16 protein-coding genes are annotated in these 17065 nt (G+C 57.0%); 9 read left to right on the forward strand and 7 right to left on the reverse strand.

The window, feature by feature from the left end; translation table 11 throughout:
• The first annotated feature begins 582 nt into the window (after nucleotides 1–582).
• The gene (locus GEI7407_RS03370) at nucleotides 583–1149 is read left to right on the forward strand and encodes a hypothetical protein (protein ID WP_051030666.1); all 567 of its coding nucleotides are present in this window, start codon (nucleotides 583–585) and stop codon (nucleotides 1147–1149) included.
• Nucleotides 1150–1450: 301 nt separating this feature from the next.
• Complete coding sequence (locus tag GEI7407_RS03375) at nucleotides 1451–2191, forward strand: hypothetical protein (RefSeq protein WP_015170721.1); 741 nt, start codon at nucleotides 1451–1453, stop codon at nucleotides 2189–2191.
• A gap of 62 nt (nucleotides 2192–2253) precedes the next feature.
• On the opposite strand, the gene GEI7407_RS03380 is transcribed toward GEI7407_RS03375, so the two are convergent.
• Entirely contained in the window at nucleotides 2254–2811 is a 558-nt protein-coding gene (locus GEI7407_RS03380) for an FKBP-type peptidyl-prolyl cis-trans isomerase (RefSeq protein WP_015170722.1), read from the reverse strand.
• A gap of 118 nt (nucleotides 2812–2929) precedes the next feature.
• Nucleotides 2930–3253 carry a phasin family protein gene (locus tag GEI7407_RS03385; RefSeq protein WP_015170723.1) on the reverse strand — a complete coding sequence of 108 codons (324 nt, stop codon included), beginning with the start codon at nucleotides 3251–3253 and terminating at the stop codon, nucleotides 2930–2932.
• A gap of 329 nt (nucleotides 3254–3582) precedes the next feature.
• Between GEI7407_RS03385 and GEI7407_RS03390 the strand changes: the two genes are divergently transcribed.
• Complete coding sequence (locus GEI7407_RS03390; protein ID WP_015170724.1) at nucleotides 3583–3903, forward strand: TIGR03792 family protein; 321 nt, start codon at nucleotides 3583–3585, stop codon at nucleotides 3901–3903.
• Between the two features lie 538 nt (nucleotides 3904–4441).
• Here the strand turns inward: GEI7407_RS03390 and GEI7407_RS03395 are convergent.
• From GEI7407_RS03395 to GEI7407_RS03405, 3 genes are all read right to left on the reverse strand, one after another.
• Nucleotides 4442–5572: a glycosyltransferase family 1 protein gene (locus GEI7407_RS03395; protein WP_015170725.1), complete on the reverse strand. Its 1131-nt coding sequence runs from the start codon at nucleotides 5570–5572 to the stop codon at nucleotides 4442–4444.
• A gap of 184 nt (nucleotides 5573–5756) precedes the next feature.
• Nucleotides 5757–6908, reverse strand: a complete 1152-nt coding sequence (locus GEI7407_RS03400) for an NAD-dependent epimerase/dehydratase family protein (protein WP_015170726.1) — start codon at nucleotides 6906–6908, stop codon at nucleotides 5757–5759.
• A gap of 78 nt (nucleotides 6909–6986) precedes the next feature.
• On the reverse strand, nucleotides 6987–7580 hold the full coding sequence (locus tag GEI7407_RS03405; RefSeq protein ID WP_015170727.1) for a chromophore lyase CpcT/CpeT: 594 nt from the start codon (nucleotides 7578–7580) through the stop codon (nucleotides 6987–6989).
• A 208-nt stretch (nucleotides 7581–7788) separates the two neighbouring features.
• On the opposite strand from GEI7407_RS03405, the gene GEI7407_RS03410 reads away from it, so the two are divergent.
• Both GEI7407_RS03410 and GEI7407_RS03415 read left to right on the forward strand, forming a co-directional pair.
• Nucleotides 7789–8592, forward strand: a complete 804-nt coding sequence (locus GEI7407_RS03410) for a creatininase family protein (protein WP_015170728.1) — start codon at nucleotides 7789–7791, stop codon at nucleotides 8590–8592.
• A gap of 216 nt (nucleotides 8593–8808) precedes the next feature.
• A complete protein-coding gene (locus GEI7407_RS03415) occupies nucleotides 8809–9480 on the forward strand; it encodes a tetratricopeptide repeat protein (protein WP_051030667.1) in 672 nt (223 codons plus the stop codon).
• Here GEI7407_RS03415 and GEI7407_RS03420 read toward each other — a convergent pair.
• Both GEI7407_RS03420 and psaM read right to left on the reverse strand, forming a co-directional pair.
• Nucleotides 9477–9890 carry a hypothetical protein gene (locus tag GEI7407_RS03420; RefSeq protein ID WP_015170730.1) on the reverse strand — a complete coding sequence of 138 codons (414 nt, stop codon included), beginning with the start codon at nucleotides 9888–9890 and terminating at the stop codon, nucleotides 9477–9479. The two genes, GEI7407_RS03415 and GEI7407_RS03420, sit on opposite strands and share 4 nt — an antisense overlap.
• 470 nt (nucleotides 9891–10360) lie before the next feature.
• Nucleotides 10361–10456, reverse strand: coding sequence for a photosystem I reaction center subunit XII (gene psaM, locus GEI7407_RS19850; protein WP_071880870.1), 96 nt, complete (start codon nucleotides 10454–10456; stop codon nucleotides 10361–10363).
• Between the two features lie 933 nt (nucleotides 10457–11389).
• Between psaM and phoU the strand changes: the two genes are divergently transcribed.
• From phoU to GEI7407_RS03445, 4 genes are all read left to right on the forward strand, one after another.
• Nucleotides 11390–12058: a phosphate signaling complex protein PhoU gene (gene phoU, locus GEI7407_RS03430; RefSeq protein WP_015170733.1), complete on the forward strand. Its 669-nt coding sequence runs from the start codon at nucleotides 11390–11392 to the stop codon at nucleotides 12056–12058.
• Nucleotides 12059–12757: 699 nt separating this feature from the next.
• Nucleotides 12758–15163: a ribonuclease R family protein gene (locus GEI7407_RS03435; RefSeq protein ID WP_015170734.1), complete on the forward strand. Its 2406-nt coding sequence runs from the start codon at nucleotides 12758–12760 to the stop codon at nucleotides 15161–15163.
• A 165-nt stretch (nucleotides 15164–15328) separates the two neighbouring features.
• Nucleotides 15329–15985, forward strand: a complete 657-nt coding sequence (locus tag GEI7407_RS03440) for a flavin prenyltransferase UbiX (RefSeq protein WP_015170735.1) — start codon at nucleotides 15329–15331, stop codon at nucleotides 15983–15985.
• 167 nt (nucleotides 15986–16152) lie between these two features.
• Nucleotides 16153–17004: a hypothetical protein gene (locus GEI7407_RS03445; RefSeq protein ID WP_015170736.1), complete on the forward strand. Its 852-nt coding sequence runs from the start codon at nucleotides 16153–16155 to the stop codon at nucleotides 17002–17004.
• Nucleotides 17005–17065: the final 61 nt, after the last annotated feature.

Here is a 17065-nt window from a genome sequence, read left to right on the forward strand (position 1 = left end):
GGATAAGAGGCGATCGCCCAAGCTAACTAAAAAACAGGATTATTAAGTCGGTATTAATTGATACTTTGCCTAGCCATTTAACTAGTATTAATTAATACCTTACAAGTGAAAAATACGGAAAATATGAACGTTTAGAAAGCGTTTCTCAGAGCCTCAAACTCTTGCCTGACTGCGCTGCTAAAGCTCCAGCAAAATCTGTCCGCTGCAAGAAAATCCATAATAATTTTGTGTCTTTCTATAATTTTCTCTTAAACTATAAATAATCTTGGGGATATCCTGAAAATGCAGGCTCTTGTACCCGAGCTATGCCAGGGCGATCGCCTTGAAACATGGGTCCAGCGCTGTGTGGGTTAGCCCCTGACGCCAGCGCACTCCTTCTTTTTCTAGCCCTCAACCATGCTTTCTATTTCTCCCCGCCGCCTAACCAAGTTTTTGAGCTTTGTCGTTCTAGGCCTCCTTGGAGCGAGTTTAGTTAGTCAATTTTTCACGGCTATTTATGGTTGTGAAACAGGCTTTATTTGCTCCCTGGCTAAGTTCGTAAATGTCGATCGAGAAAAAAATTTGCCGTCCCTTTATTCGACTTTGACGCTGGTGCTATGCGCCCTACTCTTGGCCATGATTGCGCTGCAAAAGCGAGCCGAGGGCGATCGCGATCGCCATCATTGGACAGGACTTGCTGGCATCTTTTTGTTCTTGGGAATGGATGAAGCTTTGAGCTTCCACGAAAAGATAGACAAGCTGATCAAAGGGGTTGTGAATACCACCGGCATTTTTCACTACGCTTGGCTGCTGCCCGCTCTAGCTGGCGTCGTGATTGTCCTGGGATTCTACCAGCCGTTTTGGCAGCGCCTCCCCCAGCAGAGCCGCCGCCTTGTCCTGGCAGCCCTGGCGACCTTTCTCAGCGGCGCCGTCGGGATGGAGATGCTGGCGGGTCTCTACGTCTCCTACGCTCAGCAGTGGAACCGCTTGCTCTGGGCAATGATGACCCTGATCGAAGAGGGTCTCGAAATGGCAGGCGTGCTGATTTTGATCTATGCGCTGCTGTCCTACATGGCGAACTATGCGCAGGAAGTGCGAATTCGCGTGGGCGATCGCCCTGCTTTGGCCCTAGATGCGGCTCCCGCGTCTCCCTACACAAATAGCCGCTAAAACATCAGCCCGATCGCCTAAAAAACGTCATTCATTTAAGCAAATTTGCCGACCAAAAATTCTCGCCTCGATACTTTTTTTAAGTGGTTTCGAGAAAATTTCTTGCTGTAAAAAACTTCATCATTAATTTGCGAGTTTCTATAATCTCCTCTTAAATAGTTCATAACCTTGTGGGTAATCTGAGGAGTGAGGTTCTCAGCCCTGGAACGCCGCCTAGCGAACTGATGGTGTGTCAGCTTAGCGCTTTGCTTGCTGGGTCCTTGACCTCAGCTCAATACCCATTCCACCCGGCCACTCAACGATGCTTTCTATTTCTCCCCGCCGCTTAGTCAAGTTCTTGAGTTTTGTGATTTTAGGTCTCTTGGGAGCTAGCTTCATTAGTCAGTCATTGACTGCGTTTTATGGCTGCGAGCCGGGTGCGGCCTGTTTGGTGGCGAAGATTTTTGATGTGAATCGCGAGAAAAATCTCCCGACGCTCTACTCAACTTTATCGCTGCTGTTGTGCGCTGGACTGACCACCTTAATCGCGCTCAAAAAGGGAACTGAGGGCGATCGCTACCGGCACTACTGGACTGGCTTAGCAGGCATTTTTCTGTTTCTGGGGCTCGATGAAGGTCTGAGCATCCATGAAAAAATCGGCCGACCTGTGAAGAGTGTGGTCGAGACGACCGGCATTTTTCACTATGCTTGGCTGCTGCCGGCTTTGCTGGGCGTGACTGTGGTGATGGCTCTCTATATTCCCTTCTTCCGGCACCTGCCCCAAAAGATTCAGCGCCTGATCTGGCTGGCTATGGCTGCCTACCTAGGAGGCGCTTTGGGGATGGAAATGGTTGCGGGCCTCTACCTGTCCTCCACCCAGCAGATGAATCCCATGATTTGGGCCGTGATGACGCTGATTGAGGAAGGTCTAGAGATGCTGGGGGTGCTGTTCTTGATCCGGGCGCTGCTGTCCTATATGTCTGAGTACACGCGGGAAGTCCGGATTTGCGTGGGCGATCGCCCTTCTCTAGCCCTAGAGTCTTCAGCGCCGCTGCACGAATAAGCGCGCGACTCAAAACCAAAAAGCCCCCAATTTGGGGGCTTTTTGGTTTCTTGGGGGTTACCTTAGCTGATCTTGAGCAGCTCTACGTCGAAAATCAGCGTGGCGTTCGGCGGAATGACGCCACCAGCGCCGCGAGACCCGTAGGCCAGATCCGCTGGAATAATCAGCTTGCGCCGGCCGCCAACCTGCATCGAGCCGACCCCTTCATCCCAGCCCTTGATCACCTGGCCAACCCCGATGCGGAAGGAGAAGGGCCGACCGCGATCGCGCGAGCTATCAAAAACCTTGCCGTTGGTCAGCGTACCGGTGTAGTGAACGGTGACCGTTTGGCCCTTGCTGGGCGTTGCGCCGGTGCCCGGAACCAGCTCCACATACTGCAAGCCGGAGTCCGTGGTGATGACCTCTTCGTCTTCGGTGACGACGGGCTTGGGCATCAGGGCCTCGGCACCCGGTGCTTGGGCAATCACGGCGGTTTCAGCGGCGATCGCCTGGGACGAAGGGGCAGCCGTATCGAGGTTGGCGGCGATCGCGCGATCGCGCCCACTGCCCACAATCAACGTAACCACCAACGCAATGCAGCAGGTCAACATCACCGCTGCGCTGATCAGAATTTCCCGCAAAACGAGCTCTCCCTAAGATCATCAAACTGGTGCTTTAGGACCATCCACAGACCGTCCCTCAACACACAAATCAAAACTAACTTTAACGTCAATCGGTTCGTGTCGCCCTCAGAGCAGCCTAGCGCCAGAGACGATTTTCGAGATCCCTCACCTGACGCTCCAGTCGGTCGAGGCGACCGCGCAGCTCATCCATCTCGTTTTGGCGCGGCACCCCCAGATCTTGCAGCATATTGCGCAACTGGCGCTGCATCTGCGTTTCGAAGTTGCCCTGCTCGGACTTGAGCTGTTCCATAAAGTCATCCACGAAGTTGCGGGCCTGATCGGGGCCAAGCTTGCCATCTCGCACCCACTCATCGCTGACTTCGCGCAGCTTTTCGGCCACTAGCGACGTCGTCCCGACACCAATCATCAAAAGTTGTCTTAGAAGGTTATTACTATCCATTCTCTTTCCCTATTACGCCTGCTAAAGCGAACGCTAGAGCGATGAGCCCGCAGTCTGCAAGGATGGGTGGCCAGGCCGAAGGCGCAAATCCACGTCTGGAGATTTTGGGGCTTGCATCTATGGTAATCGGCAACTTCCAGCTTCCGGCAAGCCCAAGGGGCGGGGATGCCGAAACAAACGGGAGTACCTTCGCCTCTTGGCCAATGCTTTGGAAAATGCTACGCCAGCGTCTGGACCTGCATCCTTGATGCAGCAGATGTAGCACGGCCCTGGCTTCTGTGAGATTCTGAGGAATGCGTTGTTACGCAGGACGAGACGGCAAGACGTGTATGGTAATTGAGTGGCTGAAAGTAAAAGTGGCTCCAGAGCTGCGGGAGAAGTACATCCAGCTTGACGCGGAGGTCTGGACTGCGGCGATCGCCCAGGCTCCCGGCTACCTGGGCAAAGAAGTCTGGATCAACCCCAATGACGAAACCGAAGTCATCATGATCATTCGCTGGGCCAGCCGAGAGCAGTGGAAAGCCTTCCCCCTCGACCAGCTCGCCCAGCTAGAGCGGACCTTTGACGAACGCATGGGCGCTGGGACCTACACGATGGTCGAAGAGCGAGAGTACCACGTGCGCAAGTTCCCCGCTCCCAAGGCTTCCTAACCTCGCAAAATCAGCATTGCAACCGTGACATACTCCTATGCTGATACTGACGTATGCAGCGTAGGCTTCTCAGTGACCCCTGGTATCCCATCGGGCGTTTCCTGAGCTTTATTGACGATACGGGATGCCCCACCGCACCGGAACAATACCAAGAGTTTTGTTCTCTCCTTGGTACTGCTGGAATTTTACCTGCCCACAGATGGGACGACGAATCGTCTGTTTCTAGGCAGAACCCCCTATTCCAGGTTGTTAAGGTTCAAGTTTCAGGGCGGCGATTAGCTCAAACCCTTAGCCTGATTATCTCACCCGTTTTGCATCATGAGAGGTTTGCTCGTTTCCTCCCTCTCCCCTTCTCGCGCCTGCGGCATAGGTCAGAGGAGTGTCGTTCGCTCGCTCGCATTCATCTCAACGCCAAATCAAAGATGATGGCGTGAGGCTTCTGCTGCTTTGGCTAATCTTGCAAAAAATATGGGGGCGATCGCCCCCATATTTCGACTATTTGCGATGGCTATTGGCGAAAGAATGACAGGTTTGCGCGCTAGGCCGCCGACGAGATCCGAGACGACGCCACCTGGCGATAAAACATCTGAAGTTGTCGAGTGGCTGCCTCCCAGCCCCAGCGCTCTGCCTCTCGGCGCGCATTCTGGCGCAGCGTCTCCCGAATCTCGGTCGAAGCCAGCAGGCGCTGAGTCGCGGCGATCGCGCCTCGCTCATCCCGCGGGTCAAACAAAAACCCGTTGACCCCGTCCTCCACAATGTCCGTGATGCCGCCCGAGCCCGCCGCCACCACCGGGCAGCCCGCCGCCATCGCCTCCAGCAGCACCAGCCCCAGCGTCTCCGTACTCGACGGAAACACAAAAGCATCCGCAGACGCGTAAGCCGTTGACAGCTCCTCGCCCATCAGATAGCCCACAAAATGGGTATTAGTGCCTGCGAAGAAGCGCATCAGCTCCTGGCGATGAGGACCATCCCCCACCAGCGCCAAACGCGCATTGGGGATCGCCTCCAGCACCGGGCGAATTCGGTCAATTTCCTTCTCAGCGCCCAGGCGCCCGACATACAGCAGCAGCGGATCGTCCGGGTGACCCTGCGTCAGGCGATCGCGCATCGCCCGATTCGCCGGCTGCGGCCGAAACATCTCCGTATCAACCCCGCGCTGCCACACTTTCACCCGCTCAATGCCGTGGGAAGACAGCTCCTCCTGCATCGCGCTCGACGTACACAGATTCAGCTGAGCTTGATTGTGGCCCGCCTTCAGAAGCTCCCACAAAAACCCCTCCAGCATCCCCAGCCCATAGTGCTGAAGATACTTCGGCAAATGCGTATGGTAGGACGCCAGCAGCGGAATATCCAGCGTCTTGGCATAGTACAAACCCGCCAGACCCAGCACCGCTGGATTCACCACGTGAATCAAATCCGGCTGAAACAGCTCCAGCGACTGACGGATCGTCGGACGCGGAATTGCTAGCTTCAGCTCCGGGTAGAGCGGCAGCGGAAACCCAGGAATCCCCTCGATCTTCGCTCCCCGATACTCCCGGATCCCTCCCTCCGGCGCAAACACCAGCACCTGATCTCCTAGGCGCTGTAAATAGTCAACGGTGTGACGCAAGCGCGTCACAATCCCATCGACCTTGGGCAGAAACGTTTCGGTGAATAAGGCAATACGCATACCAACCGACGCAGTAGCAACAAGCTTCAGCAATTTCGACGAGCGTCCACACCGAACGTTCGCTTCCCTGCCCTCAGAATTGGGGTTTTTCGGCCTGTCTTCGTCTACCAAGCGGTAGATTTGTCAGGGCCTGCTGGGCAGGCATGATCCCAGCAGGCTGACCCAGTTCCAGGGCTCAAAGGCTCTAGCGGTGCCAGGAAACCTTCGGCATGATCACATCGCGATCGACCCGCTGTTTGTACTTGACCGCAAAGTTCAGCAGCGAATCGAGCAGCGAGTCAGACAAGAAGTGAGGCTGCAAGCCCAAGTCAAGCAAATTGGTGTTCTTGGCGTTGTAGTAGTGCTCTTCGAGCTCCACTCGCGGGTTAGCCAGATTCTGGATCTCCACATTGAGACCCAGGGCATTGCCCGCCTGCTTCACCTGCATCGCCAGACCCTGGATGCTAAAGCTCTCAGTGAATTGGTTGAAGACGCGGAACTGACCCGGTTCTGCCGGGTTCGAGACCGCCAGTTCGACGCAGCGCACGGTGTCGCGAATGTCCAGCATGCCTCGGGTCTGGCTGCCGCTGCCGTACACGGTCAGCGGGTGACCGATGGCGGCCTGGATACAGAAGCGGTTGAGTGCCGTCCCAAAGACGTCGTCGTAGTCGAGGCGGTTGACCAGCATTTCGTCCATGCCGGTTTCCTCCGTCAGGACGCCGTAGACGATGCCTTGGTTGAGGTCCGTTGCCCGCAGGCCCCACACGCGGCACGCAAAGTGAATGTTGTGAGAGTCGTGTACTTTGCTGAGGTGGTAGAAAGAGCCAGGCTGCTTGGGATAGGGCAGAGTATCGGTGCGGCCGTTGTGCTCGATGGTGATGTAGCCCTCTTCGATATCGATGTTGGGCGTACCGTATTCACCCATCGTGCCCAGCTTCACAAGGTGGCAGTCAGGGAAGTGCTCTTTGATGACGTAGAGCAGATTCAGCGTACCGACGACGTTGTTGACCTGGGTGAGGACAGCGTGGTCGCGATCGATCATGGAGAAGGGGGCAGACCGCTGCTCACCAAAGTGAACGATGGCTTCGGGCTCAAACTGCTGAAGAGCGCCCAGCAGGAATTGATAGTCCGTGATGTCGCCAACAAACAGGTCGATGTGCTTGCCAGTCAGATCTTTCCAGCGCTGAATCCGTTGACGGATTGGTGCGATCGGCGTCAGGGTGTCGATGCCCAGCTGTGTATCCCAGTGCCGACGTACTAGGCTATCTAGAATGCCAACTTCGTAGCCTCGGTTAGACAGGTACAGTGCCGTTGCCCAACCACAGTAACCATCACCGCCAATAACTAGGACTTTCATCTTGCCTAACTTGCTTGCTGATACTCGCTCAATCTACCAGGTTTGTGTACCTGCTGAGTTATCTCTGTCCGAAGAAATTTAAGGTGCTTTGACCTCGTCTGCGAAGGTAGCCCAGCGCACAAAATGGAAGGGACCGGCGACGGAACCCCAGATGTGTTCGTCGGTTTGAGGATCTCTCCCGCGATCGAGACTGATGAACTTTTCGTCGTCGATTTCAAACTCGCTGTCGAGGTAGGTGAGGTTGCCTTTGCGCTCGACCATGCAGGCTTTGCCGGGTTCGACGACGCCTTTGAAGCTGCTGCCGGTCCACTCGACGACCATGTTGCAGCCGGGGAGTTTCTCGAGGCCTTCGGCGCTGAGGGTTTGGAGCCGGTGAGGCTGGCGAGAAGCGCCGTAGTACTGCTCTTGCTGCTTGACTTTGTAGTTTTCGATCTCGATGCGATCGCCGTTGACCACCAGCTTGAGCACTCGCACTCGATAGGGGCTATTGAGAATGTAGTCGTAGGCTTGTTCGACGTAGAAGCTGACCCCATCGAGCAGATCCAGGGCCAGGGGACGCATGCAGACGCGAATATGGGCGAAGAAAGGCGGATTGTCGAAGGCTTGCTGTTGATTGCTGAAGTCTGCGGCCATCCAGCGGGCGAGCGCGAGAATATCAGTGGAGTGGGTCATACAAAAAGGAAGGGTTTAAAGGATAATTTCGTGCTGATTTTGCTATGCAAAATTTTTTCTATTTTAGGACTTTGGGTCCCTGTAAACTGAGGCGATCCCCGAGGCGATCGCCCGGAGCGCAAGACTTGTGGATGGGAGGGCCTCAGGCTACTGCGGGGGCTAAGGGGTGTCCAGTATAGTGACCTGTGGCTGTGCTTGCAGGTAGTTTATGCATCAGTTCATTCCGCCCGATCGCTTTTTCGCTTATCTGACCTGGCAGGATATCCAGGCGATGCCCGACAAAGAAAATGTCGTGATTGTTCAGCCGATCGGGGCGATCGAGCAGCACGGTCCGCACCTGCCGCTGGTGGTGGATGCGGCCATCAGTGTGGCGGTCCTGGGGCAGGCCCTAGCGCAGCTAGACCCAGCAATTCCGGTGTATGCGCTGCCCCCGCTGTGCTACGGCAAGTCCAATGAGCACTGGCACTTTCCGGGCACGATCACGCTGAGCGCGCAAACTTTGCTGGCGGTGCTGATGGAGACGGCGGGAAGTATCTACCGCTCGGGCTTTCGCAAGCTGGTGTTTCTCAATTCCCATGGGGGACAGCCCCAGGTTTTGGAGATTGCGGCTCGAGATTTGCATCAGCAGTACAGCGATTTTTGGGTATTTCCCTTTTTCACCTGGCGGGTTCCTGACTTGCCGGTGGAGCTGCTGACTCCCCAGGAGCAGGAGTTTGGCATCCATGCCGGGGATGCGGAGACGAGTCTGCTGCTGTCGATTTTGCCGGAGCAGGTGCAGATGGATCGAGCGGTGGCGGAGTATCCGCCGTCGCTGCCGCCTGAGAGCTTGCTGAGTCTGGAGGGCAAGTTTCCCTTTGCGTGGATGACCCGTGATATTAGTCACAGCGGCGTGATAGGCAATCCTACAACTGCCACGCGCGAGAAGGGCGATCGCCTGCTGGCGGCGCTTGTAGATGGCTGGGTCAAGGTGCTGCGCGAAGTGCATGAATTCCAGCTGCCGCAGGCCTTCTAGGCTGAGGCGCGATCGCTGCTTCTCGGGTCTTGATGGATCACGCTAGGCATTGATCACAGACACATCGGCAAGTGACACATGTCTTATGTCGCACCTAGGGCAACCTTTTATAACTTGAAGAAGCAAAGGTTCGCGGGGGGCGTTATGACAGCTCGCACTCACCCAGGCTCGAAAGACGATGGCTCATGGCCGCACTCAGGCGCCGATTCTGAATCTGTGGCGGATCAACTCACCGGCCAGCTAAGCCAGCGAATTCAGCGTCGTCGGCTGCGCCAGCAGGTGCGATCGCTGGTCCAATCGGGCGCCTACACCGACGCGATCGCCTGTCTAGATGAGCTTGTGGCCCACGACCCGACCGCCCACGACCTCAGCAACCGGGGATACCTGTTGGCTCGTCTGGGGCATCATGAAGCGGCGATCGCCGACTACAGCGCAGCCCTGGACCTGAACCCCACCTTGGACGCGGCCTACCACAACCGAGCCAACAGCCACGCAGCCCTCGGTCACTCCGAAGCTGCCCTGATGGACTACGATCGCGCCATCGACCTCAATCCGCTCAACCTGAAGCCCCGCCTCAACCAAAGCATTCTCTATCGCCAGATGCAGCGCTATGGCCAAGCCTGCGAGCTGCTCGAAGAATCCCTCTGGCTGGCCCTGAATGTGCTCGATCTGCACCAAGCACCCCACCTAGCAGGGCTAGTGGCGCACCTGTACGCCGAACAAGGCCGCGTTCACCACCTCCTCGGAAGCTGGAACGCAGCGATCGCCGACTATCAGCGCGCCCTTGACTTCCTGCCGACCCTAGGGGAACCCCGCTCAGAGCAAGCTCAGCTGCGCGCCCAAGTTTCTGACTGGCTCACGACCCTGCTCAATCCCCTCAGCGCCTAAGGGGTCTTTTCGCTTCCCCGAGCAGACTGGCGATCGAGCCACACCACCTGTCGCTGTCTCGGGTCAACCCGATAGCTTTGCTCCTGCATCACATTGCGCGCCTGTTGCGGATCAAAATTGCGATTGAAGTTTAGACGCAGCCGGTCAACCCGAGTCTCGGTCGCATTCACCTCAGCGCTCAGCTCCCTCAGCTTCTCTTGCTGGGAAGACTGGTAGGGCAAAATTCGCACCAATGCAGCGATCGCCGCAGACAACAGCACCAAATTGACAGCCAGCTTGACCGTCAGCTCCAGCGCCATCGCGCGATTCGCAGCGGCCTTGCGTCCCTGAGGCAAAACCCGTGAGGCAGAACGGCGGCGGGGCGGTAAATTTCGAGACGGTTGGGGGCGCGAAGGCTGGATTGCGTTCATGTTAATTGCACGATTGCTCTGCTTCAAATCACCACTGAGCTAGCACAGGTCCAAGGGCAAAGGCAGACGTTCCGGTTCAAGGGCGATCGCTATCCAAGATGGACCTACGACCTACAGCCCGTTGCACACTCTCGTTGTCGCAACCTGCGCTGAGCTTTTGCTGGCGATTGCTGTTTACTTTAACCCGAAACTTCCGTGATCGATTGCGGGGCAAGACACTGTTTTAAGGCGTTTTTTAGGGCGATCGCCCCTCCTCCGCCATCCTCAACCCCCATCTTTCTCTTAAACCCATGATCCCCGATGCTTCAAGTCTCTTTCTTCTAGCCGGGTAGCTAGCCTCGCCGCATTACCCTTTGACTTGAGGACCCCAGCTTTACTTCCAACACCGATCACCAAACCTGACTGAAGCGCTGGCTGATGATCACCCTAGAAGCCGTAGGCAGTGAACCTACGGCTTCCCCATCGTCTAATTATTTATAGAGTTCCGTAGCTAGACGGATCGCCAGAATTCCCGGAACCAGTGCAATGGCCAGGGCAGCGTAAATTTGCATATCTGATAGAGCCATCGTGGGTATACTCCCTAAACGTTCGACGTGATTTCCCATCAATTTCAGCCAAAGCTTCCCCTTTTCGGAAGGGATTGTCACATCATGTAACAGAAACGCCCAGAGACACACCGAAACCCGTCGATCGCTTCTCACGCACGCTCTTAGGGAATTTTCCGGCTAGATTCCGTACTTTCCTCTCCCAAAACTCGACTGCGCCCTCGCAAAATCCTCAAAATTTCCCCAATTTTGCAAGAATTTTGCGACCAAACGCGACAAAACTTCAAGACCCGATAGACGCCTCAGCATGAACCATCTAGTTTCGTCAAAAACGCTGATGGAGGAGAATGATCGGCCCTGATATGTTGGGAGTAGGACACGAAAAGGTGGTTGCGCAACACCAAGGGCACAGGGCAGTCAAACGCTAACGCTTTGCTACTGGCTTTTAGGGTAAATCAAGGGAGCATCTACCTTGTTGACTATTGCGCTTCTTATGACCGCAGTCTGCTGCGGTCCGCTCGACGTACTTTCTGACAGGGTTTTAGTACAAACATACTTAACTGCCGAATACACACCGCCCGATCGCGGTGTTCCAGACGGTCGTGAAGGGAGCGGCAGCCGTATGATGGTCTAGCCTGCTGCGGTGGGCTGCTATCCAAACCGCTAATATGACATGCTTGTCCGGCGTACTTTGCGGCCCGAGGCTGCCGGACACCGAGATTGCTGCACCAAAATAGCGCTCAAACGTGAAGAGTCTTCATAATAGGGTAGATACATAAACGATAAAACATTCTGGGAAAAGGGGTGAGCCCCCTGATTGGCTTCAGCCCTCTTGAGCCAGGTCACATCGTGGGTAATGCCCGCCTGTTCAAGGTTTTGCCCATTGATAAATTTGGTGACTCCCATGTGTTCAGCGCTTGTATCCTCACCTTATAAGGAACTGTTTTAGCGTCTGTGACCTCTCCCGCCGACGATTCGCAACGTACACGGGTTCACTTCGATCGCCAAGTGCGGCGACTGCAACGGGACGTGCTACGCATGGGTGCCCTGGTTGAGAATTCCTGCTGGCTTGCCTACCAAGCTCTGTTTGACCAGGATCTCGAGGCCGCTGACAAACTCGGCCCCCACGACAAACAGGTTGATCAGCTCTACCGCCAAATCGAGCTAGATTGCGTCAGCATTTTGGCGCTGCAGGCTCCTGTGACTCAGGATCTGCGGCTTTTGAGCGCAATCATGCAGCTTGTGCGCGATTTGGAGCGTATTGGGGACTATGCCCAGGATTTAGGAGATATTGCTATCAAGCTGTTTGCGTATCCGGTCCATCCCTGTATGGAGCAGGTGCAAACGATGTTTGATCGGTGTTGGGCGATGCTGGCGATGAGTTTGGCGGCGCTGTCGGATCTCGATGCCCAAAGTGGTCTAGACGTGAAAGAGCGGGATGACATGGTCGATTCAGACTATGAGACGCTCTACGATGTGCTGGCCCATCAAAGTGATGTTCAGGGCTCTGTTGAGCCGATTGTCTTGATGGTGTTGGCGATTCGATATTTGGAACGGATGGCGGATCATGCGACTAATATTGGTCAGCGAGTGGCTTATATTGTGACGGGTCAGCGCCATTGAGATGGTTTTTTTGAGTAATCTTGGTGCGAGATTGAAAGGGACTGGAGTCTGAAACTGCTAGGGCTTGCTGGCAGGATCTTGTAAAGTTTATTCGTCAAAAATTGCGCACTCTGGGACTAGAATATGGAATGGTTCTACGGTACGGCGCCGTAGACTTTGCTGCTCAGTGCTCTGGGGCGATCGCCCTTGAGTGAAGGAGTAGTTTCCAAGAAGTGCATTAGCAGTTTGGAGAGCGATCGCTCAACTTCGCTGACTAAGCTGCCGAATGCTAACGCTGGTGATCCCAAAGGCCTCCTCTAAGCAATTTTGCTGCTTCAAGGCATCGGAATCTCTACGAAGCGGCGGGTAAAACATTCATTTCCCCTCGACGCTGTTGTTCTTGCCTAAACCTCCGTACCCTGTGAATTGATCAGGTGTCATCTCAAAGCAGATTCACGGTGGTGGAGAGTAGCATCGACGATGGAGTGGGTTGCTGCCGCAGCTGATGACTCGCAATCTTGACCCTTAAGATGGCTGAGACGAGAGCGGACAAGTCTAGGCTTGTTTGTCGAAACCTGCTCGAGTTTGGCTAGGGAGTATCTAGGCTAATTTTGTGGAGATGGTTGAAGCGCTGGGGTGGATGGGTGGCTCAGCGGGAGTGCTGTGACAACTTCTGGAGAGCGTAAGCCGAGTTTGTGACGATAGGGACGAAATCGCTGCATGGAGTTTTCGATCGCGACATTACTGGCTAGCTTCGCGGATGACAAGCTGGTTGCGCCCAAGGCTCTAGAAAAGAAACTGGACTGCAAAGACGAGCAAAGTCTCCGGAAGCTGCAAATTGCGCTGGATGCGCTGGAAAAGATTGGAATTCTCGTCAAAGAGCGGGGTCGTTACCGCCGCGTCCAGGAGGATGACGTGGTGTCGGGCAAGCTGCGCTGCTCCAGCAAAGGATTCTGTTTTGCAATCCAGGATGATGAGGATGCCGAGGACATTTACATTCGTGAGTGTCATCTCAACACGGCCTGGAATGGCGATCGCGTTTTGGTGAGGATTACCAAAGAGGGCAGTCGACGCCGCAGCCCCGAAGGGGAAGTGCGCCTGATTTTGGAGCGGGCCAATTCTTCGGTGCTGGCGCGGGTCAAGCATGAGGAAGAGTACCGAGCAGTCCCTCTCGACGATCGGCTGCTGTTTGAGATCGATCTCAAGTCGGATGAGGCGATTTTGGCCAATGCGGTCGACTACTTGGTCAATGTCGAAATTCTGCGCTATCCCCTAGGACAGCACCGTCCCATGGGCCGGATTGCGAAGGTCCTCGGTAGTGATGCAGAGGCGGCGGCAGATACAGATATTGTGTGCTGCAAGCACGGGCTGCCTCTGGCTTTTTCGGAGATGGTGCTGGAGGCGGCGAAGGGGCTGCCGGCCAAGGTCCGCAAGACGGATCTCAAGGGGCGGCTCGATCTGCGATCGCTCCTGACGGTGACCATTGACGGCTACAGTCAGGACATCTCGAAGGCCCAGGCCGTCGATGATGCCCTTTCCCTCGAGCGTACCCCCGAAGGGCACTGGCGCTTGGGCGTGCACATCGCGGATGTGGCGTCCTACGTCGCGCCCAACTCGGCCATCGATCGCGCGGCCCAGCGTCGCGGCACTTCGGTCTATCTGGGCGATGTGGTGGTGCCCATGCTGCCCGATCGCCTGTCGGAGCAGCTTTGCTGCCTGACGCCGGAGCAAGACCGCCTAGCGGTGTCGGTGCTGATGACCCTGACCGAAGACGGCCAGCTGCTGGAGTATGAGCTGCAGCCGACGGTGATCTCGGTGGACTACCACCTGAGCTACCAGCAGGCCCAGGCCGTCCTCGAGCGCAATGCGCCGATCAGCGTGGCCCTGGATGACGATTCCAGCTACCCCCTGCCGTCGGCCGATGAAATCGAGGTCCTCAAGCCGACCTTTGAGCTGGTCGACAACGTCTACACCCTCAGCCAAGCCCTCAAGAACAAGCGTCACGAGCGGGGCGCCTTTGAGCTGAACCTGCCGGAGAAGCTGTTTCCGCGAGAGCATGGCGGCGAGTCTGACGATACGGCGACGGCCCTGGACAAGTACCTGCTGACCAAGTTCCACTATGACGATGAGGGAGCCCTCGGGTCGATGGTGGTGTCCTCGGCGCTGCCGGCCCACTCGATGGTGGTGGAGCTGATGCTGCTGGCCAACCACGCTGTGGCGCGGCACTTGCAGGCGCTGGAGCTGCCGGGAATTTACCGGGTTCACCGAACGCCGGATCCGGCGGACGTGCAGGAGCTGATGAAGCTCGCGAGCAACATGGGCATCAATCTGGTGCTGGAGAACGAGGAGGAAGTGCACCCCCACGATTACCAGCGCTTTACGAGCCAGTTTGCGGAGTCGGAGGCGGAGCGGGTGCTGACCTATCTGCTGCTCTCGACGCTGCGGCCCGCGGTCTACAGCGCGCTGCCGGGGACTCACTTTGGCTTGGCGCTGACGGATGGCTACACGCACTTTACGTCGCCGGTGCGCCGCTATCCTGATTTGCTGGTGCAGCGGGTGCTCCACGCGATTTTTGAGCATGGGCGCGATCGCCGCTCGACCCGCGTCAAGGAAAGCGTGAACCTGCGTCACAGCTCCTGCCACGGCCAGATTGGCTGGAAGGTGCTGCCGCCGGAGGTCCAGAGTGAGCTGGAGGCCCAAATCAACAGCTTGGTGATCCACCTGACGGAGCGCGAGCGCGTCGCTCTCGAAGCGGAAGCCGACCTCGAGGGCCTCAAGAAGGCAGAGTTTATGAAGGCCCACACGGGGTCGACCTTCCACGGCCTGATCACGGGGGTCCAGTCCTACGGTTTCTTTGTTGAAATCGAGGAGCTGCTGGTGGAGGGTCTGGTGCACGTCAGCTCCCTCAAGGACGACTGGTACGAGTACCGATCGCGTCAGCAAAAGCTGGTGGGCCGCAAGAACCGCAAGCAGTATCGCCTGGGCGATCGCGTGGAGGTCCAGGTCAAGAGCGTGGACTACTACCGCCAGCAGATTGACCTCGTGGCGGTGGGCGGCGGCAGTCAAGGCACCGATGACGATATCGATGATGACGGGCCGGACTTTGAAGAGGACGAAACCGAATAAGTCCTGAAAAAGGGGCGATCGCGCGATCGCCCCTTTTTTGTGCTTTTGTGCAAAACCGTTTCAGGGGCGATACCTTGAGAAACGGGCGAATTTTCCCACCCGCAGCTGGTGCTGGGGCCTGACTTCGCCCAAAAGCATCCTTGCCCCTCCAACTCTTTTAGTCCAGTGACCCAAGCAACCCCCGTTTCCTCCTCTGCCTCCGCCCCGCTCATCCTGGGCATTACCGGCGCGTCGGGCCTGATTTATGCTGTCCGCGCCCTCAAGTTTTTGCTGGCGGCGGACTATGCGGTGGAGGTCGTTGCATCCAAGGCAGCCCACATGGTCTGGCAGGCCGAAGAAAAGACCCGGATGCCCGTGGAGCCGATGCAGCAGGAGCAGTTTTGGCGGGAGCAGGCGGGGGTAGAAACAGGCGGCAAACTGCGGTGCCACCCCTGGGGAGATGTGGGCGCGACCATTGCGAGCGGCTCCTTTCGGGCTCGGGGCATGGTAGTGATGCCGTGCTCCATGAGTACCGTCGGCAAAATTGCGGCGGGCCTAAGCTCGGATCTGCTGGAGCGCGCGGCGGACGTGCAGCTCAAGGAAGGCCGCCCTCTGGTGCTGGTGCCGCGAGAAACGCCCTTTAGCTTGATCCATTTGCGCAACCTGACGGCGCTGGCGGAGGCGGGGGCGCGCATTGTGCCTGCGATTCCTGCGTGGTACCACCGGCCCCAGAGCATCGAAGATTTGGTGGATTTTGTGGTGGCGCGGGTGCTCGACCAGCTGGCGATCGACTGTGTGCCGCTGCGGCGCTGGGAGGGACACTTGCCCTCGGATGGCCTGTGAGCAGGGGATTTGACATCCGAATTGACGCTGCTGATCGGGGAGAACCCAGGGCGCGATCGCCTCTAGGGGCAACGCCTCGGGTACGCTGGATGGAACAAGATCGCGGTGCGTGAGGCCAGCGCCCACGCCAAAATTGCTGTAGGCCCGGTCCACCAGGAGAAAGTGCCATGTCTATGATTCGTCCGCTGCTGCCGCTGCTCATTTTGGGGGTCTTGGGGTTGTTTGCGTGGCAAAATTGGTCACCTTCGCTCCCGCTGGTGTTTTTGGGTCGGCGGACCCAGGAGCTGCCGCTGGCCTTTTGGCTGGTGTTGGCCGTTGTGGCTGGGGCTTTGACCATGGTGGTGCTGTCCGCGCTGCAAGCTGCTCCGGCACTGGGCGATCGCGACTCTGACACCTTTCGAGGGGGCGATCGCCCACCATCGGCCAGCCCTGGACCCAAAACGAGCCCCAGCAGCGAGGCTCGAGGAACCGCCGCCAAATCAGAGCGCTCAGCTGCTTCTGGTCCGGCGGCCACCAGTCGGGCCGGGGACTGGGAGTCGAGCAGCAGCGACTGGCTCGAGGACTCTGGCGAAGACTGGGACGCTGAGGCGGCTCGCTCCTCGGAGGCGTCCACGGGGCGCGTGTACGAGCGCGAGCAGCGCCCAGAGCGCGAAGTTCGCAGTGGTTCTGAGTATTCCTACACCTACGAGCGGGGGGCTGGCGTGGGCCGGACCGAATCGGTTTATAGCCAGCCCCAGCCCCCAGAGGTCGAAAATGAAGACGAAGAAGACGCCTTTGATTTTGACGATGATTTCGCTGCGCCGGAAGAGTCCGCGCCGCGCCGTCCCCGCAATACGGTCTATGACGCAGACTATCGGGTGATCACGCCGCCCCTCAGCGACTCGGGGCCGCCGGTGACGGGCTGGAGCCGGGAGCCGGTGTGGCAGGCGCCGGAGCCCAGCAAGCGATCGCCCCAGGCAGGCGAAGAAGACGATTGGGGCCTGACCGACGAGGACGAAGATTGGGACGATCGCCCCTAGAGGGCGGCTACAGTAGGATAGACAAAATTTTTGGCGAAGGTTTTGGGTCAATGCTGCCCCA

Origin of the sequence: Geitlerinema sp. PCC 7407 (assembly GCF_000317045.1) — a bacterium.
Lineage (GTDB): Bacteria > Cyanobacteriota > Cyanobacteriia > PCC-7407 > PCC-7407 > PCC-7407.